Origin of the sequence: Acidovorax sp. YS12, assembly GCA_021496925.1 — a bacterium.
Lineage (GTDB): Bacteria > Pseudomonadota > Gammaproteobacteria > Burkholderiales > Burkholderiaceae_C > Paenacidovorax.
Genome location: CP053915.1, coordinates 2,749,920 through 2,770,327, shown reverse-complemented (window position 1 = coordinate 2,770,327; position 20,408 = coordinate 2,749,920). Strand labels below are relative to the sequence as shown.

The following is a 20,408-nucleotide window of genomic DNA, read 5'->3' as shown; positions in this document are numbered from 1 at the left end:
ATGACGATTGCCACCGAAACCACCGCTTCCGCCACCATCGTGTCCCTGCAGGGGCAGATCAACAGCGCCAACGCCACCGCCATGGAAGCGCAGGTGCTGGCCATCGTCGATGGCGGCGCCCGCAACCTGGTGTTCGACTTCTCGGCGCTGGACTACATCTCCAGCGCGGGGCTGCGCATGGTGCTGGTGGTGGCCAAGCGCCTGAAGCAGGAAGGCGGCCTGCTGGTGCTGTGCGGCATGCAGCCGCACGTGCGCGAGGTGTTCGACATCAGCGGCTTCCTGGCCATCCTGAACGTCGAGCCCACGCGCGCCGAGGCCCTGGCCCGCTTCTGATTTTGCTCCCATAGTAATAGCTGCCAGCGCTTGCCAGGAAAGCGCTGGCGTGCTTTTTATACCTAAAACAAATCCCAAGGAGACTCCCATGCTGCTGACGCAGGACCAGACCATGGTGCGCGACGCCGTGCGCGACTTCGTGCGCGACCAGATCACCCCGCACGCCGCGCGCTGGGACAAGGAGCACCACTTCCCGCGCGACGTGCACCAGGGCCTGGCGCAGCTCGGCGCCTACGGCATCTGCGTGCCCGAGCAGTACGGCGGCGCCGGGCTGGACTACGTGACGCTGGCGCTGGTGCTGGAAGAAATCGCCGCGGGCGACGGCGGCACCAGCACCGCCATCAGCGTGACCAACTGCCCGGTCAACGCCATCCTGATGCGCTACGGCAGCGAGGCGCAGAAAGCCGCGTGGCTCGGGCCGCTGGCGCGCGGCGAAATGCTCGGCGCGTTCTGCCTGACCGAGCCGCACGTCGGCTCGGACGCCTCCGCGCTGCGCACCACGGCGGCGAAGGAGGGCGACGGCTACGTCCTCAACGGCGTCAAGCAGTTCATCACCAGCGGCCGCAACGGCCAGGTGGCCATCGTCATCGCCGTGACCGACAAGGCCGCGGGCAAGAAGGGCATGAGCGCCTTCCTGGTGCCCACGGACACCCCGGGCTACGTGGTGGCGCGGCTGGAAGACAAGCTGGGCCAGCACAGCAGCGACACGGCGCAGATCAACTTCGACAACTGCCGCATTCCCGCCGCCAACCTGATCGGCGCCGAGGGCGAGGGCTACAAGATCGCGCTGTCGGCGCTCGAGGGCGGGCGCATCGGCATCGCCGCGCAAAGCGTGGGCATGGCGCGCGCGGCGTTCGAGTGCGCGCTGCAATACAGCAAGGAGCGCGAGAGCTTCGGCCAGCCCATCTTCAACCACCAGGCCGTGGGCTTTCGCCTGGCCGAGTGCGCCACGCAGATCGAGGCCGCGCGCCAGCTCATCTGGCACGCCGCCAGCCTGCGCGACGCCGGCCAGCCCTGCCTGAAGGAAGCCGCCATGGCCAAGCTGTTCGCCAGCGAGATGGCCGAGCGCGTGTGCAGCGCCGCCATCCAGACGCTGGGCGGCTATGGCGTGGTGAACGACTTCCCGGTGGAGCGCATCTACCGCGACGTGCGCGTGTGCCAGATATACGAAGGCACGAGCGACGTGCAGAAGATCATCATCCAGCGCGCGCTGGCGTGAGTGGTTTTTGCTCTTGAAATAGGAGCTTCTGGCGCTTGCTGGGTGGGCGCTAGAGGCCGTTTTGGCTGTGATCGGTGCTGCGCTGGCGCAGTACCACGGTGATTTGGCCGTTGGTTTCGATGGTGGCGCGCTCCACCTCGTGGGCATGCAGGCATCCGGCCGAGCGCAGGGCCGCGGCCACGTCATCGGCGGTCAGCGCCTCGGCGCGCATCACCGGCTCGTTCACCACGCCGCCCTTTATCAGCACGCGCGGGCGCCCGTCGATCCAGCGCCCCAGGCGCGGAAAGCGGTAGCCCAGCCGGGCGATCAGCGTGTGGCACAGCACCAGCGTGGCGGCGGAAATCAGCCCGCCCACCAGCGAGTTGTCGCCCGCATTCATGGAGTTCTGCACCGCGTTCGAGAGGATGAGCAGCAGCACCAGGTCGAACGGCGCGTACTGCCCTACCTGTCGCCGCCCGGTGACGCGCAGGAACACCAGCAGGAAGGCATAGACCACCAGCGCGCGCACGACGAATTCCCACCAGGGAACGCTCAAATCCAGCATGGCACGTCCTTTCAGCAACGCTCTATCGAGCAGTGTGCATCAGGCCTGCGCTAGTGTGACGGGTGTCGTCGGCGTTCGCGGCGCTTCGTCTTGCGTTGTAGTACTGCGTGAAGCCGCCCAGGCCCTGCAGCTCTTCGCCCATGCCGATGTCGCTGGTGCCCTGGGCGACGGTCGGGAACCTCTCAAAACCCATCCGCTCTCTTCCTGACCCGAGAAGCCTGACCCGCCCCTTGCCATGATCACACCCCGCAGCGCGCTGAAGTTCGACCTGTTCGCCCAGGCCTCGCGCCAACACAAGAGAGATGAGGTGGGCGATCCGCTGCAGGTGATCGCGCGGCACATCGACTTCGGAGCCCTGGCCGGGCTGGTGGATGCCTTGATCGAGCGCGGCGATGGCCGCAAGGGTGGCCGGCCGGCCTATCCCACCGAGGTGATGGTGCGCATCCTGGTCTTGAAGCAGCTGTACAACCTCTCGCACGAGCAGATGGAGTACCAGTTGCTGGATCGGGCGAGCTACCAGCGCTTTTGCCTGCTGCAGGATGCGATGAACGTGCCGGACCGCAACACGATCTGGCGCTTCGGCGAGCGGCTGGGCGTGGATGGGGCCACGGTGCTGTTCCAGGGAGTGGATGCGCAACTGCACCGCCATGGCTACATGGCCCGGGGCGGACAAGCCATCGATGCGACGCTGGTGCCCGCGCCGCGCCAGCGCCTGGACAGGCCGGAGCGCGAGGCCCTGGCCGAAGGCAGAACGCCCGATTGGAGTGAGGCCGAGCGCCGGCAAAGGGATGTGGATGCCACGCACACGAAGAAGCACGGCAAGAGCTACTTCGGCTACAAGCTCAGCGTGAGCGTGGATCTCAAGCACGGCTTCATCCGCCGCATCGCCACGGGCACGGCCAGCGAGCACGACGGACACCACTTCGACGAGGTGCTGGACATGCACAACACCGGGCGCAGCGTGCACACGGACAAGGCCTACGCGAGCCGGCAGCGCCGGCAGATGCTGCAAGTGCTGGGCTTCGTGGACGCGATGCAGCGCCGGGCCCAGCCGGGCCAGCCCCTGAGCGAGTGCCAGAAGCGGCGCAACCAGCGCATTGCCAGCAAGCGTGCCCGGGTCGAACATGCGTTTGCCGGCATCCGGCACCTGGGCGGCAAGTTCGTACGCACGATCGGGCAGGCGCGGGCCACGGTGGCGATGACGATGATGGCTGCCTGCTACAACATGAAGCGCCTGGCCTCGTTCCTTGAGCGAGGCGTGGATGCGTTCTTCAAACCGGCGACCACCAAGGCACAGGTGCGCCTGCAAACGGCGAAAGCCTGAGCCATCGGGGCTGCAAGGCCCCTCAATGCACGAGGTGCAGACCGCCGTAAGGCCTCATCGCGCATTCAAAACGGCTGGCGTCCAATCGTGCCTATTCGGATCCGTCAATCATGGGGTTGTGAGAGGTTCCCGGTCTGGCCTGTAGTGGATGCAGGTGTGTACCCAGACGTGTTCCAGACGCGTGTGGAACATTCATGAATTTTCCTCTGGAATTGTTTTAATTTCCGAGAAATGATCCGCGACAACCCAGGCGATAAAAAGAATTAAGAATGACCAGAGGGTTTTGAATTCAAATCCTACCCAAAATGCAAGTAATCCGAGTGACCATCCGAAAAAATAAGAGGCAGGCGTCAGGACTTTTGTGCATGTGACGTGGCATTTCTGGCATTCAACATTGAACCCCAGCCAGATTCGCCATAAGGGTAGTGATGTGTTGCATTTTGGACAGTTAGGCCTCAATTTATACTCCGCATGCGGTTGGATTGGTCGTGGCATCGGTCACTCCACCGATTCAGAGCCCAATGGCGGACATAATTCTTCCTATCCATGCAGCTATGTTGAATAGTCCACCAAGCCCCAAGCCCATCGCCAGTCCTCCAAGGTGGCAATTTTTCACTTCTTGATCGTTAATGTTTGTTAGTACATATATTGTGGCTAGAATATTTGCTATCACAATGGTGGCAAAAAGAAACCAGAATATTGCAAGCCCCCCCCCGCAACTAGTGGGGCGAGGAATGTAAATGAGATTGCGACGAAGGAGAATGCGGCTCCTTGTGTTGCTCCTGAAAGCCCCCCCCCCATTACTCCCTCCATCAATAAGATAAGCCCCTGCTCCCGTGGTCGGGTCTATCAGCGTATATTCAGCCCCTTTCCATCCGCTTTCCATAATGGGCCGCTCGTGGATCGTCACCTCGTGCCCAGCATCCAAGGCCTGCTGCACCCGGCTTCGGGTGTTTGGGGTGGCGCACCCAGGGCGCTCATGGCGCTGATGCCCCGTGGGCAGTCTGGCAACCCTGCGATCGGAGTTGTTGTCCCGTAGCTGTTGCATTGCGCCGGGTCATGGAAAAACCGTTCCGGCACGGCATGCTCCAGCGCACTCATGTACTGCCCCCGCAGCTTGTTGTACCCAATCCACGTTTGCCGGTCATTGTCCTTGGCCCAGGTGATATTGCGCACATGGCCGATGTCCAGGTTCACCCCGGGGAAGGTCACCTTGAAGACCATGCCCCAGCTGTAGGCGGGGCGGGCCACGGCGTGGAACAGGCCGTAGGACAGCCCCGGGTTCTCCACGATGCCAGCCTGGTTCTGGCTCAGGCGGTTGTGGCTCTCGGCAGCGGCGAACCAGCTCCAGATCACGGCGGTGAGCAGGTCGCCGGATATCTGTTCGCCCGTCAGGCTTTGCACGTTGTTGGCCTGCAGCTGGCTCTTGGTGGCTTCCAGCCGGGTTTTCAGGTCGGCCAATTGCCTGGCGTTGATCCCCCCGGCACTGATGCCGATGGCGGTGGCCTGTCCGGCAATATGGCTGTCGTCGGTGGTGTAGTCCCACTGGCTGGGGTTGTAGTACTGCGTGAAGCCGCCCAGGCCCTGCAGCTCTTCGCCCATGCCGATGTCGCTGGTGCCCTGGGCGACGGTCTGGCCGTCCAGGGTGAGCTGGGGCTTGAGGCGGATGAGGTAGCCGGGCAGGCTGGTGGGCACTTATTCAAAATAAAATCGATGCTCTATTTTTTCTGATATTTGCTTGAAACTCTGGAAAAGTGCACATCCTCTAATTCTACGTCGCAATCAAATCCTGCATTTATTTCATTTAGTTTGGATATTAGTTTTGATGAGAAGCATGGGAGTGCGACTGATGTGCCGTGCCCCATGTCTGCATAGATGCATTTCAATAGCGAGAAGAAATCCCCGTTGCAAAATTCCGTAATGCACGGCAGTCGGGGTTGAATGTGTTCTAGGAAGTTAAATATTGCGGTTTCTTCTTTTAACCATAACTGGGTGTATTCCGATTTGAGTAGCGGATGATTTTGTTTGTAAAACTTCTCTTTGTTGGTGGCGTAATCTATGGGTTCTGTTTGCCATAGGAAAAAGCCATCCCCATCGGTGCCGGGGAATCCAGAGTCAATTTTTTTATTGGACGTGGGGAGAATGCATTTTTTTGGGGTTTCTGCTGCTTTCTTTATGTAGCTAAATTTGCTATTAATTATGCCATTTTTATGAGCTTCTTTGTTATAGGCTTCTGCTTGTAATTTGTTGCTGCCAATCATTAAATGGAATCTAAGGAGATTCATTTTATTTCCATCTGTGTCCAGTTATGTGAGGAAAATTGCGCCAATCAATTTTCCTGCATTGACCGACGTCGTATCCTGGGGGTTAGTCAGCATCTGGGTTGGGCTGTTTTTTGAAATTAAAGAGAATTTTTCTTAGGGAGAAGATAAAAAAAAATGCTGCAGTGAAGAATATTGCATATTCCTTGTTTATTTCAAAGTAATCTTTGGCTGAAAGCCAGAATATATCAATAAATAGATTTTTCCAGCCATTGACGATGGAGTCTATCGTTGCGGCAATAAGGCCTGATATTATTATTCCATGGCCAATCCATGCGGTTTCTTTTTTTTTGAATATAACTATAAATATAGTGCTGATCGAAAGTATTGATTTCAATTCTACTGGGCCGGTTAGTGTATTTGCCAAAAATAATGCCGAAAATATAATTGAAATTAATTCTGTGAGGGATTTTGCGCTTTCTTCGGTATATTTATGAATTATTTTTCTTGTATTCTGGTAAATTTTCATAGAGGGCGATTATCCAGTCTAATGCAGTCTTGAAAACAGAAAGCATCACATTTAGTAGGAATAGAGAGGCTACCACTGCTGCTGTTGATCCAGCTTTAAATATGGCAAAGACATTGGTAAGGAGTGTTAAGGCGGATAGTAGACCTATTGCCCCATTTTTTTGGTATTCTGTTAGGTTTTCCTTTTTCAGAATCTCATCCACTTTTTCTATGAATTGCTTTATGGCGATTATTAGGAATGCTCCGGCTGTTGCTATGGATGTGATAGTGGCGCCTGCAACAAGCATTGCCAGTGGGATAATTAGGAAGGAAATCAATGTAACCATCAAAATTAGAGCGGCACCATTACTGCCGCCATCTATCATGTATCCTCCGGCTCCCGTTGTTGGATCGATTTTTGTATATCCAGCCCCTTTCCATCCGCTCTCCAATATCGGGCGTTCATGAATCGTTACTTCATAACCAAAATGTAGTGCCTCCTGTACTCTTTGTTTTGTGTCCAAGGAATGGGCATTGAGTACGCTATTTACAATGTTTGGATTATTCGCATAGATCTTTGGAGTTATCACGAAGATTTTCTGTCCTTGAGCGGCAGCGATGCCCAGGGCACTCATGGCGCTGATGCCCCGTGGGCAATCCGGGAGCCCCGCGATCGGATTGGGGGTTGCATAGTCATTGCACTGGTTGGGGTCATTGAAGAACCGTTCCGGCACGGCATGCTCCAGCGCACTCATGTACTGCCCCCGTAGCTTGTTGTACCCAATCCACGTCTGCCGGTCATTGTCCTTGGCCCAGGTGATATTGCGCACATGGCCGATGTCCAGGTTCACCCCGGGGAAGGTCACCTTGAAGACCATGCCCCAGCTGTAGGCGGGGCGGGCCACGGCGTGGAACAGGCCGTAGGACAGCCCCGGGTTCTCCACGATGCCAGCCTGGTTCTGGCTCAGGCGGTTGTGGCTCTCGGCAGCGGCGAACCAGCTCCAGATCACGGCGGTGAGCAGGTCGCCGGATATCTGTTCGCCCGTCAGGCTTTGCACGTTGTTGGCCTGCAGCTGGCTCTTGGTGGCTTCCAGCCGGGTTTTCAGGTCGGCCAATTGCCTGGCGTTGATCCCCCCGGCACTGATGCCGATGGCGGTGGCCTGTCCGGCAATATGGCTGTCGTCGGTGGTGTAGTCCCACTGGCTGGGGTTGTAGTACTGCGTGAAGCCGCCCAGGCCCTGCAGCTCTTCGCCCATGCCGATGTCGCTGGTGCCCTGGGCGACGGTCTGGCCGTCCAGGGTGAGCTGGGGCTTGAGGCGGATGAGGTAGCCGGGCAGGCTGGTGGGCAGTTCGCTTGGCTGGATGGGGCTGCCGTCGGCATGGGGCTTGGGCAGATAGCTGGCGATGAGGTCGGCGGTGGCCTGGTCGGCGGGCGCGTAGTGCAGGGTCAGGCGCTTGCCGACCAGTTCGCTGGTCTTGGCGCTGTAGGTGAGCAGTCCATCGCCCCAGCTGTTGCTCAGGCTGTAGCTGAAGCGGTGCTGCAGTTGCGCCGGTATGCGGGTGTGCAGGGCGCCTTCGGCGACCACTTCGTAGGGCAGGTGGCCGCTGAGGGTTTGGGGCAGGCGCTCGGTGACGATCTTCTTGCCGATGACCTGGCCGACGGTGGCGTTGGGGTTCTGGCTGTCGATGTACTGCTTGAGCCGGCGCTGGTACTGGTCGAGCTGGGCCTGCACGGCGCTCTGGTCGAGGTTCTGCACCCAGCCTTCGGCTTCGTTGACGCTGGCGCCCTGGCGGGCGGCGTCGAGCAGGGCCTGGGCATCCAGGGGCACCTGGGCCTGCAGGTCTATGCCCTGGCTGTAGGTGTATTGCTTGTAGCTGGCGTCCAGCGGCACCCAGGCGTTGTGGAGGGCATTGGGGCTGGTGTGGCGGGTGTCGCTGGCGTTCACGGCGCCTCGGCTGGCGGCGTAGTGGACGTAGGCGCGCACCCATACGTGTTCCATGCGCACGTGGGTGATGGTGCCCGCGCTGGTCAGGCCCTGGTTGGCGATGCCGCCCTGGCCCATGAAGGCTTGGGCGGCAGGGGTCTGGGTGAAGCCGCCTGTCCAGTTGCGCACGGCGCTGGCGGGCAGTTGGATGGTGCCGAACTGGTAGCGCGCCGGAATGCCCGAGGCGCGCAGCAGGGCGATGGTGAGGCTGGCGATGTCGAAGGCGTTGCCGCGCCCGCTGGCGAGTACGGTGTCGGCGTTCTGCACGGCGCCCCAGGTGGGCATCCACTCGATGTGGTTGCGCACCCAGTTCTGGATGGCCAGCGGGTTGTGCTCCAGCTCCTGCGCCTTGGCGCGGATGGCGGGGGAGAGCACGGCTTCGTCGGTGGCGGCGAGGTCGTCGGCCGTGGGGGCTTCGTCGGCGGGCGGATCGACATCGAACGCCAGGCCGGCGATGCTGGACTTGGCCCGGGCGGCCAGGGCCACGGGGGTGGCAACGGCTTCGGCCCAGGCAGCGGCGCTCGCGGCCGGTGCGCGCGTGGTGGGGTCGGGGGTGCGCCAGGGCAGTCGGGCAGGGGTGGCAGAGGCTTTTCTGGCGGGCTGGTCCACGTGCAGCAAGTCCTGCAGCGCTTGCAGGTCGGCGGGCAGCGGCAGGGCCGATGCCTTGGTGAAGGCGCTGGCGCCGGGCAGGATGCGTGTGGCGATTTCGTCGAACGCGGCCACGCGGGTATCGAAGCGGGCCACTGCCTGGTCGTGGCGGGCGAGGATTTGCGTGGGGACGCCCTTGGCTTCGAGGGCTTGCCGCGCGGGGGCGAATTCGGCGCGCACGGCGGCGTTTGCGGTTGCGATCTGGCGCAGCGTGGCGTGCAGTTGGGCGGCGGTGGTCTGGCTGTCGTAGAGGGGCGGGGCGGCGCTGGCACTCTTGGCCTGCAGGCCCGGCATGCCTTGCTGCGCGAGCAGGTCGCTTGCCTGGCTGCTGGCGAGTGCCGTTAGTTGCGCCAGCTCTGCACTGGCACCCAGCGCGCTTTGCTGGCGCTCGTGGCGGGCCGCCTGCATCTTGGCGTTCCATTGCTGCAGGCGCTGCATTTGCTGCGTGGCGGCAGGGTTGAAGCCAGGGGGGGCTCCGTCGTGCGCCAGTGCGCTCAGCGGCTGCAGCGCCAGGGCCAGGTGCGCGAGCACGACCACGCGGGCCACGGGCCGCACGATGGCCTTGAGGCCGCGCAGTACGGTAGCCTCGGGGCGGCCTCCCTCGGTGGAGCAGGCGGGCAAGGGGTTCGTTGCCATGTTGGTGCTTTCTTCTCTCTTGTGTGCCAGGGCCGTCATGGGGCTGGCGATGCTTTTGTTTTGATAGCTTCCAGCGCTTTCTGGTAAAGGGCTGGAGGCTGTTTTTATTGGAATTGATGCATGCTCCGCGTGTGCATGCCGGGGCCTTCACCCGGGCCCGCTTCCGCGTGCCGGAGCGGGCGTGCCAGGCCCGGGGTGTGCATGGGCCTGGCGCTTGCGCCGACGGCCTGCACGCAGCGTGGCGGCCAGGGCCAGGGCGGCGCCGAGCAGCGGGGCGAACCAGGCGCCGCCCACGGGAATGGCGGTTGGTGTGACGGAGCCGCCTGGGCCGGTGGATGGGCCCGAGCCCGGACCCGAGCCCGGGCCAGAACCCGGCCCGGGACCGGGGCCTGGATCCGGGTCAGGGGCCGGGCTTTGCGTGACGCTGATGTGGGTGGTGGCCAGGGTGTCTTCACAGGCCCCGGTGTCCACGCTGGCGATGGCCAGCACGCGTGCCGGGAAGTCCTGCGCCAGCGCCACCGGGTAGTCCTGGCTCCATTGCCCCGATGCGGCGATGGCCACGCCCTGGTGCGCGTCCTGGTGCAGCACGGTGCCGCTGTCGGGATCCACCAGGCGCAGCGTGACGGTGGCGGCGTTCAGGGCCTGTGCGGCGGGGTTGTCCAGGGCTAGGTGCAGTTGCACGGTGGCGCCCCGGGCGGCACTGCCGGGCGAGGCGTGCAGCGTGCCTTGCAGGCCGGGCACGCAGGCGCTGCGGGCCGCGCGAACCTGGAAGCTGGCCATGCTTTCGGAGAGCAACTGGCCCGCGCCGTCCAAAAGCTGCAGCTGCGCCTGGTAGGTGCCCGCCGCCAGGCTGCCTGCGGGCAGGGTGTAGCCGTATTCGCGCACGTTGGCGGGCAGCAACTGCGCGATGGTTTCGGTGCGCGTGAAGCTGGGCGTGCCCGGGGTGGCCACGGCGGTGATGGTGGTTTGGGCGCGCAGGTCGCTTTGCACTGCAATGGACGAAGTGTTGCCCGCCCGCGACGTGACGTGGACGGCTTCGCTGCGCAGGTATTCGCCCCGGCTGGTGGTGATGCGCGTGGCGTTGCCCTGGCTGCTGCCGCCCACCACCTGGAAGGGGGCTTCGGCGCTGCCATAGACGGCGCCGTCGGGGGCCAGCAGTTCAGCGCGCAGCACGTATTCGCCCGCGAACACGCCTGCCACGTTCCAGGGGCTGCTGGCGGCCTGCGTGGCGCCAGCGGGCAGGGCAAAGGGGGCGGGCAGGGGCAGCGCGGCCACGGTGGCGCCGTCGGCGTCGAGCACGGTCAGGCGCACTTGCGCGTCGATCGCGCCCACGCCGGCGTTGGTCACGGGGGCGAGGAACTCGGCCGTGTCCTGGTCTTGATAGATGGGCTTGTCGGTCTGGGCCGCGATGGTGGTGTGGGCGTCGGCGGCGATGCGCGGCACCACCAGGGGGCTGACCACTTCGCCCGCGACGAAGCTGTTCTGGAACACCAGCTCGGCCTGCACGGCGGCGGGGCGCACTTCCTGCAGGCCCATGCCTTGCAGGGCCAGGTCGAAAGTGAGTTCGCGTCCCTCCTGCGTCACCCCGGTGAATGACCACGTGTAGCGGGTGCTGCCGTCGGCCAGGGGCTGCGCCTGGGCGGGCGGGTACGAGAAGGCCGAGGGCAGCACGTCGGGCGCGAAGGTGACGGAGAGGTCGGCGTCGAGCGCACCCATGCGGTCGAGCATGGTGGGCAGCCAGATTTCGATCCAGGTGGACGACAGCAGCGCGCCGCCGAGGTTATTGGTGCTGAGCCAGGTGCCGTCGGGCCGCTGGGTGGTCAGGATGTACTGGATGGCGTCGCGCAGGCGTTTGTCGTTGCGCGAGGGGTTGGTGGCGTCCAGCGCCACGCCGACGATGGCGGTCACCACCGGGTCGCTGCGGTTGTACCAGCCGTTTTGCACTTCCCAGCCGCCGTCGCTGCGCTGGCGTGCCCACAGGGTCTGGGCCAGGGTGTCGATGAGGGTGTCGAACTCCTGGGCGCGCGCGGTGCCCTGGTAGTGCTCGCGCAGCTTGGCCAGGGCCTGCATGCGGTAGGCCACGTCCATGTTGTTGCTGGCGTTGAAGATGGTGCCGCTGGCCAGCAGGGTGGCGGACTGCGCCAGGGTGTTGTCGATGCGCGTGGCGAGGGCCGCAGCGTCGGCCGGGGTGAACGCCATGCGCCGGATGGCGCCGCTGTCGCTGAGCAGGACGCTGGCGTCGGGCAGGCGCACGGCGGAGTGGGTCATGCCGAAGGTGAGGCGCTCGACCACCCAGTTCTCGTTGTACCAGTAGAGGCCGGTGTCGGTACTCAGCAGGTAGCCCTGGCTGCCGTAGCGGGTCAGCTGTAGCGGCGTGCCGGCCGTGTAGGCGGCCGGGGTGTCGCGCAGGGTGCCGTTGCGCTCGAAGCGCAGGATGCGCTTGAGCCCGGGGTTGGTGACGAGCAGGGCGCCATCGGCCTGCTGTTCGAGCTGGCCGCCCGAGGTGCCGATGGCGGCGTTGTTGATGAAATCGCTGGCCACGCCTTGCGCGGTGACCGCCAGCACTTTGGCCTGGTAGTTGGGGCGTACGAGGAAGGTGCCGTCGGCCAGTTCCAGTGCGTCGGTGCTGGGCTGGGCGTTGAGCAGGGTTTGCGTGCCCGTGGCGAGGTCGTGCAGGAAGACGCCGCCCAGCGTGGCCACGAGCAGGCGGTTGCTGGAAATGGCGCGCACGTTTTGCAGGCTCGCCATGCTGGCCAGCTTGACGGCGCTGGCCGCACCGGGAGCGATGGCGTGGAGCGTGCCGTTCGTCTTGTCGGCCACGTACAGCGTGCCGTCATCCAGGGCGGCGAGGCGCTTCTCGCCCGTGGGCGCGAGGTCGGCGAAGCTTTGCGCAGCGACGGTCTTGACGGTGCCCGCGCCGTGTTTTCTGGCCTGGCGGGCGTAGTCCACCAGGGTGGTGACGTTGATGCCCGTGGACTGGCCGGTGCTGCCCCACCAGTAGCCGGTGTAGTCGGTGTTCCAGCGGCCATTGCTGGCGAAGTTCATCAGGGCCTCGGCCAGCTTGCGGTTGCTCGACGCGACTTCCTGCGGGTTGTGCCATTCCTTGGTGGCCCAGAGGCCGAGCATGGTGTTGGTCTGCGGGCCGGTGGAGCTTTGCACCACGCCGTTCTGGTCCATGGCCTGCAGCGTGGCGTTGAGCAGTTCGGTGCGCTTGTTCCAGTCCAGGGGCTGGACGAAGCGCAGGTTTCGCTCGCCACCCACGAGGGACTGCGTTTGCACGTGGCAGGCAAAGCATTTGAGGTCGGCCACGTGGTGGGCGTAGGCGTAGTCGTCGCCGTAGCGCACGGCCTTGGTCACGGCGTCGCGTATGAGCGGCGCGAACGAGTCGGTGCTGCTGCCGGACGCCATGTCGAGCCCGGTGATGCGGATCTTGCCCTTGGCGGTCTGGTCGCCCGGGGGGACGATGGTTTTATCCACCGTGAAGTCCGCCTTGGCGAGGTCGCCGACGTACAGCGTGGTCTGGATGGCGGCCCCTGGCGCATGGCCCGCGACGACTTCCACTTTCAGGCTCGCGGCCTTGGTGGGCGTCCATGTGCCGAAATCGACCTCCTGGTAGCCGTCGAGCGCGATGGCGGGCACTTGGACGGCGGCTTGGTGCGCCAGTGCGTTGCTGGTGGCGTTGGAGACCTTGAGGGTGTAGGCGCCTGCGGGCAATGGGACGTTGCCGGTGTTCTTGAGAATGGCGCTGAAGCGCACGGGCGTGTTGGCGCCGCTTTGCACCACGGGCGGGTCGGCGTTGACGGCGCCGGCGAACAGCGCCGTTTCGGTAAGCGCAACGGCCGTGCGCAAGCTGCCGGTGACGTTGCCGGTCGGGTTGTCCTTGCTGCGCGAGCCGGGCTCGATGAGCTTGGCGATCAGGCTGTAGCTGCCCGCCGCGTTGGTGGTGGTGTTCCAGCGGAATGCCACGTCGATGCTCTCGCCGGGTTGCAGGGTGACGTCCCCGTGGGGAATGCCGGTGGCGTCGAGTACGGGTAGCGTCGCCACCACGGCGCCGCTGCTGGCCTGCACTTCCATGGCAACGCTGCTGGTCATGGGCAGGGCGGAGGTGTTGCCGATGCGCAGGCTGGCCTGGATGACCTGGTTGATCGTGGCGGACCAGGGGCTTGCGGTCAGGTTCGAGAGGTCGAGATAGGCCTCGCCGGCGGATGACGGAAGCACGAAGTCCTGGGCAATGGCGCCAGGCGCGCTGATGCGCAGCTCGAACGTGCGCGTTGCATAGCCTGCCGCCGCGACTTCCACCGACCATTGGGTGCCGGAAAGTCCGTCGAGCACGTAGGCGCCCGCTGCGCCCGTGGTGGCGCTCAGCGCTCCAATGGTGACCGTGGCCGACGCGATCGGCGCGCCGGCGGTGTCGAGCACGCGGCCGTGCAGCGTGCTGATGAGTGTGGCCGCGGCAAGCTCCACCACGCCGGCGTCGATGCGTGCACCGGCCGTGACGAAGGCGGACTGGGTGGCTGGGCCGTACCCGTCCTTGCTGTAGCTGACGAGAACTTCACCCGGCGATGTGGTGGCGGAGAAGAAGCCGTTGGCATCGGTGGAGACGTCGATCGTGCCCGCCGGGCTCTTGATGCGGACCTTGACGCTTTCCAGGGGGGACTTGCTCTGGGCGTCGATCACCTTGCCTTCGATGGGAACCGGGCTGGCGCCTGCGGCGGAGGACAACTGCAGCGCCGGGGAGAACAGGCCGGTGGTGTTGGCCTGCAGCGTGGCGGATGCCGAGATGGTTTGCCAGCCGGTTTTTTCAGCGGAAACGACCAGCGTGCCGGGGGGGATGCCCGTGATGCTGAAGGCGCCCAAGGCATCCGTGGTGGCAGAGTAGGTCGTGCCGGTGCTGCTGTCGCGCGCGGTGATCAGGACGGCGGCCAGCGGCTGCCCGTCGGATGCCTGGGTCACGCTGCCGGACAGTGCGGCGGTGGTGGGTGTGGCGCCGCCTCCCGGTGCGCTGCCAATGACTGCCGCCAGCGATGGTGAGAACAATAGCGTCTCTTGCGGCGGGACGTATGCATGGGCCGTCACCAGGCTGTAGCCGTCTTTCGTGACGGAAATGACGAGTTGCCCCGCCGGTGAAATCTGCAGCGTGTAGTGGCCGTTGGCATCGGACTGCGCCACGACTGGCGTTCCGCCGGACGAGGAGAGCGCGGCGATCGAGGCGCCCGCCAATGGCGAATTCGTGGCTTCGTCGTAAACCGTGCCTTTGACGATGGCGGAGTTGGCCTGCTGTTCCGGATCCGTGGGCTTCACGCCGACGAGCGCCAAGGCCCGCAGGGCCAGAGCGGTGGTGTAGGGGTCATCGTTCCAGGAGCCATTCGGTTTTTGCTGTGCGAGCAGAAAGGCCTCGACTGCAGGCCCCAATTGCGGCAGCGCGGCGGTGTAGGGATGTACCGCTTCGAATGCCAATGCGGTGAGCATGGGGCTGTCCGCCCAGTTCCCCGCCACTTTCTGTTTGCCGAGCAGTGCCTGGGCTGCGGGTCTTGCCAGTGCCAGGGTGGTGGCGCTTTTGAGCGCATCGGCGTTCAAGGCGCGCAAAACGATGGCGGTGGCGTAGATATTGGAATGGCCCCCGACCTTGAAGAAGCCTGCGGCCTGTTTGGACGCCAGCCATTCAAGCGTGCCCTTGCGCTGGATGGCGGATGGATTCTCGGTCGCGATGAAACCCCAGGCGGTGTCGATCACGCCAGGAACCCATTCGTCGGCATATGTGGCGAAACCCTTGTCGGCAATATAGCGTGTGGCAAGTGCCGCTCCGGGAGCGCTGCCTTGCTGGCGCTGCAGTGCGGCCTTGCAGGCGAGGGATTCGGTGGGAACGTCATCCCCTGTCTCGGGCATCGCATGAATGATGGCCGCGACCTGCATATTGTTGCCTGCAAGGCCAAGCAGTGTTTGTGCCGCTTCGCATTGCGATTGGGCCGATGTCGCGAAACGCGAGCGCGTTACCACAGCGCCGCTGGCGGATACCTGTCCTTGAAGCCAGGCGACTCCTCTCGCGGTTTCTGAGTTGCCGGCATGGGCAGGCAATAGAAATTGCATGCCCAGCAATAAAAAAAGCAACGCTGATGACAGCAGTTGCGAAATCCTCCCACCCCATTTGCACATGTTTGCGTGCTTTTTTCTATGCGTCATGGCTTGTGATTGCAATTATTTGCGAGCGATTCTTGATGAAAAAAAATTGCTTGTCAAAAGCCGGCGGCGGCGTTTTCAGATGCAAATTGTTTTTACAAAAAATTGCGAATTGGGTGCCTTGTTTTTTACTTTTGATGCGATTTGTTTGTTCTGATGGTTTTTACAGCCCAGCGATTTGTGGTAAATAGTCCGCCCTGAAAAAACTGCAAACCGTTGATCTGACTCGTAGTTTTTCTGATTAAAGGGCGCAGTATTTGCAAGGTATGGTTTTGCCAGTCCCTGTTTTCTTGCAATTGGGAACCTCTCAAAACCCATCCGCTCTCTTCCTGACCCGAGAAGCCTGACCCGCCCCTTGCCATGATCACACCCCGCAGCGCGCTGAAGTTTGACCTGTTCGCCGAGGCCTCGCGCCAGCACAAGAGGGACGAGGTGGGCGATCCGCTGCAGGTGATCGCGCGGCACATCGACTTCGGAGCCCTGGCCGGGCTGGTGGATGCCTTGATCGAGCGTGGCGATGGCCGCCGGGGTGGCCGGCCGGCCTATCCCACCGAGGTGATGGTGCGCATCCTGGTCTTGAAGCGGCTGTACAACCTGTCCGATGAGCAGATGGAGTACCAGTTGCTGGATCGGGCGAGCTACCAGCGCTTTTGCCTGCTGCAGGATGCGATGAACGTGCCGGACCGCAACACGATCTGGCGCTTCGGCGAGCGGCTGGGCGTGGATGGGGCCACGGTGCTGTTCCAGGGAGTGGATGCGCAACTGCACCGCCATGGCTACATGGCCCGGGGCGGACAAGCCATCGATGCGACGCTGGTGCCCGCGCCGCGCCAGCGCCTGGACAGGCCGGAGCGCGAGGCCCTGGCCGAAGGCAGAACGCCCGATTGGAGCGAGGCCGAGCGCCGGCAAAGGGATGTGGATGCCACGCACACGAAGAAGCACGGCAAGAGCTACTTCGGCTACAAGCTCAGCGTGAGCGTGGACCTCAAGCACGGCTTCATCCGCCGCATCGCCACGGGCACGGCCAGCGAGCACGACGGACACCACTTCGACGAGGTGCTGGACATGCACAACACCGGGCGGGCAGTGCATGCGGACAAGGCCTACCCGAGCCGCCAAAGGCGCCAGATGCTGCAAGTGCTGGGATTCGTGGATGCGATGCAGCGCAGGGCCCAGCCGGGCCAGCCCCTGAGCGAGTGCCAGAAGCGGCGCAACCAGCGCATTGCCAGCAAGCGTGCCCGGGTCGAACATGCGTTTGCCGGCATCCGGCACATGGGCGGCAAGTTCGTGCGCACGATCGGGCAGGCGCGGGCCACGGTGGCGATGACGATGATGGCTGCCTGCTACAACATGAAGCGCCTGGCCTCGTTCCTTGAGCGAGGCGTGGATGCGTTCTTCAAACCGGCGACCACCAAGGCACAGGTGCGCCTGCAAACGGCGAAAGCCTGAGCCATCGGGGCTGCAAGGCCCCTCAATGCACGAGGTGCAGACCGCCGTAAGGCCTCATCGCGCATTCAAAACGGCTGGCGTCCAATTGTGCCTATTCGGATCCGTCAATCATGGGGTTGTGAGAGGTTCCCAAATATCTCCGAGCAATCCGATGCGCTCAAAGCCTCCCCAGCCCCAGACCGGCGAGTTGTTCCGCGCGCGCCAGGACGAGCAGATCAACATGCGCCACCCGCTGGTACGCTTGGCCGCACAGATCGGGCGCTACGCGCACGCCAAGCAGTACAAGCGCATGCGCCGGGCCGTGCGCACGCTGCGCACCCGCGTGGGCCGCGTGCACCGCGAGGTGGCTCGCCAACTGCACGTGCTGCCCGAGGCGGCCAGGGCCAAGGTGCAGGATCTGCTGCAGCGCACTGGCCGCATACTGGCGCAGCGCACGAAGGACAAGAACAAGCTGTACGCGTTGCACGCGCCCGAGGTCGAATGCATCAGCAAAGGCAAGGCCAGGACCCCGTACGAGTTCGGCGTGAAGGTCAGCATCGCCACTACGTTGAAGGAAGGTCTGGTGGTGGGCATGCGCTCCATGCCGGGCAACCCCTACGACGGCCACACCCTGGCCGAGACGGTGGGCATCCTCACCGGCACGGACAGGCTGGCGGCCACGGCCATCGTGGACAAGGGCTACCGGGGCGTGGCAATCGAAGGCGTGCGCATCCTGATGTCAGGCCAGAAGCGAGGCGTCACCCGAACGCTCAAGGCCATGATCAAGAGGCGCAGTGCCATCGAGCCGGCCATCGGGCACATGAAGATGGACGGGCGCCTCGCCCGCAACCCGCTCAAGGGCGCGCTGGGCGATGCGCTGCATGCAGTGATGTGCGGCGCTGGGCGCGACCTGCGCCTGATCCTGGCCGCGCTGCTGCTTTGTTGCGCCCGATTCGGGCTGTCGATGCGGGCGGTCAGCGTTGCACTGATCCCCGCATCCGGTGATCGCCGTCCCGCTTGCGGCTGAGAACGGAATTGTTCAGGACGGACTATGTAAGAGAAGCCGGTACGCTGGATTCATCCACGCGTTTTGCATCGTCCTCGCCGCAGAGGCTGTACCCAGGCGCTTTCGACGCAGAAGCCGCCAACGCTTGCCGGTCAAGCGTTGGCGGTTTTTTTGCCTATGGTGTTTATTTCTCATTTATTGAGATGTGTATTCATATATTGAACTTTTGAAAAAAACTCCCTACACTCGCGGCTGTGTCGAAACGGGGCTTGGCCCTGCTACAGGAGTGACGTGTCAAACGCTCGCAAGAAACTCAAGGCCGCGGTCATCGGCAGCGGCAACATCGGTACGGACTTGATGATCAAGATCCTGCGCCATGGACAGAACATCGAAATGGGCGCCATGGTCGGGATTGATGCCGCTTCGGACGGCCTGGCACGCGCTGCGCGCATGGGCGTGGCCACCACCCATGAAGGGGTGGAGGGGCTGGCGCGCCTGCCGGTGTTCGACGACATCGACTTCGTGTTCGACGCCACCAGTGCGGGCGCGCATGTGCACAACGATGCCTTCCTGCGCAGCCTCAAGCCCGGTCTGCGCATGATCGACCTCACGCCAGCGGCCATTGGCCCTTACTGCATTCCGGTGGTGAATGGTGAGAAACACCTCGATGCACTGAACGTGAACATGGTCACCTGCGGCGGCCAGGCCACGATCCCGATGGTGGCCGCCGTCTCGCGCGTGGCTGTTGTGCACTACGGTGAGATCGTCGCCTCCATTTCCAGCAAGAGTGCGGGTCCAGGCACGCGCGCGAACATCGATGAATTCACCGAAACCACCTCCAAGGCCATCGAGGTGGTGGGGGGCGCCCGCAAGGGCAAGGCCATCATCGTGCTGAACCCTGCCGAGCCGCCGCTGATCATGCGTGACACCGTCTATACGCTGAGTGCATGGGCCGACGAAGATGCCATTGCCCGCTCGGTGGAAGAGGTGGCCGCCGCGGTGCAGGCCTACGTGCCTGGTTACCGTCTGAAGCAGCAAGTGCAGTTCGACCGTGTCGACAGGCCTATCCGCATTCCGGGCGTGGGCGATGCGCTCACCGGACTGAAGACCTCCATCTTCCTGGAGGTCGAAGGGGCCGCGCACTACCTGCCAGCCTATGCCGGCAACCTGGACATCATGACCAGCGCCGGCCTGCGTACCGCAGAACACATGGCCGCGCGCATGCTGGCCGCCGCAAACGCTTGAGGAGGCTCTGCGCCATGATCCCCAACAAGAAGATCTATATCTCCGACGTGACGCTGCGCGACGGCAGCCACGCCATCCGCCACCAGTACAGCGTGGCGCAAGCCCAGCAAATCGCCCGTGCGCTGGACGAAGCCCGCGTGGACTCGATTGAGGTCGCCCACGGAGACGGCCTGCAAGGCAGCAGTTTCAATTACGGCTTCGGCGCGCATACCGATCTGGAGTGGATCGAGGCTGTCGCCAGCGTGGTCAAGCACGCGGAGATCGCCACGCTACTGCTGCCGGGCATCGGCACCGTGCACGACCTGAAGAACGCCTACGACGCCGGCGTGCGCGTGGTGCGGGTCGCCACCCACTGCACGGAGGCCGACGTGTCCAAGCAGCATATCGAGTACGCCCGCAACCTCGGCATGGAAGCCGTGGGTTTCCTCATGATGAGTCACATGACCACGCCGCAAGCGCTGGCACAGCAGGCCAAGCTCATGGAGAGCTATGGCGCCACCTGCTGCTACGTGGTCGACTCGGGCGGTGCGCTGGGCATGCAGGATGTGCGCGAGCGCTTCCGGGCCTTCAAAGACACGCTCAAGCCGGAAACCCAGACGGGCATGCACGCTCACCACAACCTGAGCTTGGGCGTGGCCAACTCCATCGTGGCTGTGGAAGAAGGCTGCGACCGCGTGGATGCCAGCCTGGCCGGCATGGGCGCGGGCGCCGGCAATGCGCCGCTGGAGGCATTCATTGCCGCCATCGACCGCATGGGCTGGAACCACGGCACTGACCTCTACAAACTGCTCGACGCGGCCGACGACATCGTGCGCCCGCTGCAGGATCGCCCGGTGCGCGTGGACCGCGAGACGCTGGCACTGGGCTACGCCGGCGTGTACAGCAGCTTCTTGCGCCACAGCGAGGCGGCCGCAGCCAAATACGGCCTCAAGACGGTGGACATCCTCGTGGAACTGGGCCGCCGGCGCATGGTGGGCGGGCAGGAAGACATGATCGTCGACGTGGCGTTGGATCTGCTGAAGCAGCGCCGCGGCCGAGACCTTTCCCCAAGAGCGTAGACACGCTCTAAGAAGCCGGGCAGGCGCCTGCGATTCT

At 63.5% G+C, this 20,408-nt stretch carries 13 protein-coding genes and 1 pseudogene; 7 read left to right on the top strand and 7 right to left on the bottom strand.

Translation table 11 applies throughout. The features are described 5' to 3' along the window. Complete coding sequence (locus YS110_12640) at window positions 1–333, top strand: STAS domain-containing protein (protein UJB65538.1); 333 nt, start codon at window positions 1–3, stop codon at window positions 331–333. A gap of 88 nt (window positions 334–421) precedes the next feature. Continuing rightward, entirely contained in the window at window positions 422–1,552 is a 1,131-nt protein-coding gene (locus YS110_12635; protein ID UJB65537.1) for an acyl-CoA dehydrogenase family protein, read from the top strand. Window positions 1,553–1,601: 49 nt separating this feature from the next. Here the strand turns inward: YS110_12635 and YS110_12630 are convergent, their stop codons facing one another. Both YS110_12630 and YS110_12625 read right to left on the bottom strand, forming a co-directional pair. Further along, on the bottom strand, window positions 1,602–2,096 hold the full coding sequence (locus YS110_12630) for a DUF421 domain-containing protein (protein ID UJB65536.1): 495 nt from the start codon (window positions 2,094–2,096) through the stop codon (window positions 1,602–1,604). Between the two features lie 22 nt (window positions 2,097–2,118). Continuing rightward, the gene (locus YS110_12625; protein ID UJB65535.1) at window positions 2,119–2,289 is read right to left on the bottom strand and encodes a hypothetical protein; all 171 of its coding nucleotides are present in this window, start codon (window positions 2,287–2,289) and stop codon (window positions 2,119–2,121) included. A gap of 45 nt (window positions 2,290–2,334) precedes the next feature. Here YS110_12625 and YS110_12620 point away from each other — a divergent pair, with 45 nt between their 5' ends. Then, on the top strand, window positions 2,335–3,420 hold the full coding sequence (locus YS110_12620) for an IS5 family transposase (protein ID UJB67442.1): 1,086 nt from the start codon (window positions 2,335–2,337) through the stop codon (window positions 3,418–3,420). 906 nt (window positions 3,421–4,326) lie between these two features. Here YS110_12620 and YS110_12615 read toward each other — a convergent pair. The 5 genes from YS110_12615 to YS110_12595 form a co-directional block, all read right to left on the bottom strand. Next, entirely contained in the window at window positions 4,327–5,115 is a 789-nt protein-coding gene (locus YS110_12615) for a hypothetical protein (protein ID UJB65534.1), read from the bottom strand. 23 nt (window positions 5,116–5,138) lie between these two features. Then, on the bottom strand, window positions 5,139–5,705 hold the full coding sequence (locus YS110_12610) for a hypothetical protein (protein ID UJB65533.1): 567 nt from the start codon (window positions 5,703–5,705) through the stop codon (window positions 5,139–5,141). Between the two features lie 82 nt (window positions 5,706–5,787). Then, window positions 5,788–6,210 (bottom strand): hypothetical protein, encoded by a 423-nt coding sequence (locus YS110_12605; protein UJB65532.1) that lies wholly within the window; start codon window positions 6,208–6,210, stop codon window positions 5,788–5,790. After that, a complete protein-coding gene (locus YS110_12600; protein UJB65531.1) occupies window positions 6,173–9,457 on the bottom strand; it encodes a transglutaminase domain-containing protein in 3,285 nt (1,094 codons plus the stop codon). Before YS110_12600 ends, YS110_12605 begins: the two co-directional genes overlap by 38 nt. Window positions 9,458–9,604: 147 nt before the next feature. Beyond that, on the bottom strand, window positions 9,605–15,370 hold the full coding sequence (locus YS110_12595; protein UJB65530.1) for a carboxypeptidase regulatory-like domain-containing protein: 5,766 nt from the start codon (window positions 15,368–15,370) through the stop codon (window positions 9,605–9,607). A 627-nt stretch (window positions 15,371–15,997) separates the two neighbouring features. On the opposite strand from YS110_12595, the gene YS110_12590 reads away from it, so the two are divergent. The 4 genes and pseudogenes from YS110_12590 (at window position 15,998) to dmpG (ending at window position 20,371) form a co-directional block, all read left to right on the top strand. Further along, window positions 15,998–17,083, top strand: a complete 1,086-nt coding sequence (locus YS110_12590; GenBank protein UJB67441.1) for an IS5 family transposase — start codon at window positions 15,998–16,000, stop codon at window positions 17,081–17,083. Window positions 17,084–17,321: 238 nt separating this feature from the next. After that, a pseudogene (locus YS110_12585) lies at window positions 17,322–18,089 on the top strand (transposase). 270 nt (window positions 18,090–18,359) lie between these two features. Beyond that, window positions 18,360–19,313: an acetaldehyde dehydrogenase (acetylating) gene (locus YS110_12580; GenBank protein ID UJB65529.1), complete on the top strand. Its 954-nt coding sequence runs from the start codon at window positions 18,360–18,362 to the stop codon at window positions 19,311–19,313. Window positions 19,314–19,327: 14 nt separating this feature from the next. Then, the gene (gene dmpG / locus YS110_12575; GenBank protein UJB65528.1) at window positions 19,328–20,371 is read left to right on the top strand and encodes a 4-hydroxy-2-oxovalerate aldolase; all 1,044 of its coding nucleotides are present in this window, start codon (window positions 19,328–19,330) and stop codon (window positions 20,369–20,371) included. The last annotated feature ends 37 nt before the right edge of the window (window positions 20,372–20,408 follow it).

Excerpts from the sequence above, each read along its gene's own strand:
- YS110_12640 (UJB65538.1), top strand. The coding sequence starts at position 1 with ATGACGATTGCCACCGAAACCACCGCTTCCGCCACCATCGTGTCCCTG.
- YS110_12635 (UJB65537.1), top strand. The coding sequence starts at position 422 with ATGCTGCTGACGCAGGACCAGACCATGGTGCGCGACGCCGTGCGCGAC.
- YS110_12630 (UJB65536.1), bottom strand. The coding sequence starts at position 2,096 with ATGCTGGATTTGAGCGTTCCCTGGTGGGAATTCGTCGTGCGCGCGCTG.
- YS110_12625 (UJB65535.1), bottom strand. The coding sequence starts at position 2,289 with ATGGGTTTTGAGAGGTTCCCGACCGTCGCCCAGGGCACCAGCGACATC.
- YS110_12610 (UJB65533.1), bottom strand. The coding sequence starts at position 5,705 with ATGAATCTCCTTAGATTCCATTTAATGATTGGCAGCAACAAATTACAA.
- YS110_12605 (UJB65532.1), bottom strand. The coding sequence starts at position 6,210 with ATGAAAATTTACCAGAATACAAGAAAAATAATTCATAAATATACCGAA.
- YS110_12600 (UJB65531.1), bottom strand. The coding sequence starts at position 9,457 with ATGGCAACGAACCCCTTGCCCGCCTGCTCCACCGAGGGAGGCCGCCCC.
- YS110_12595 (UJB65530.1), bottom strand. The coding sequence starts at position 15,370 with ATGCAGGTCGCGGCCATCATTCATGCGATGCCCGAGACAGGGGATGAC.
- dmpG (UJB65528.1), top strand. The coding sequence starts at position 19,328 with ATGATCCCCAACAAGAAGATCTATATCTCCGACGTGACGCTGCGCGAC.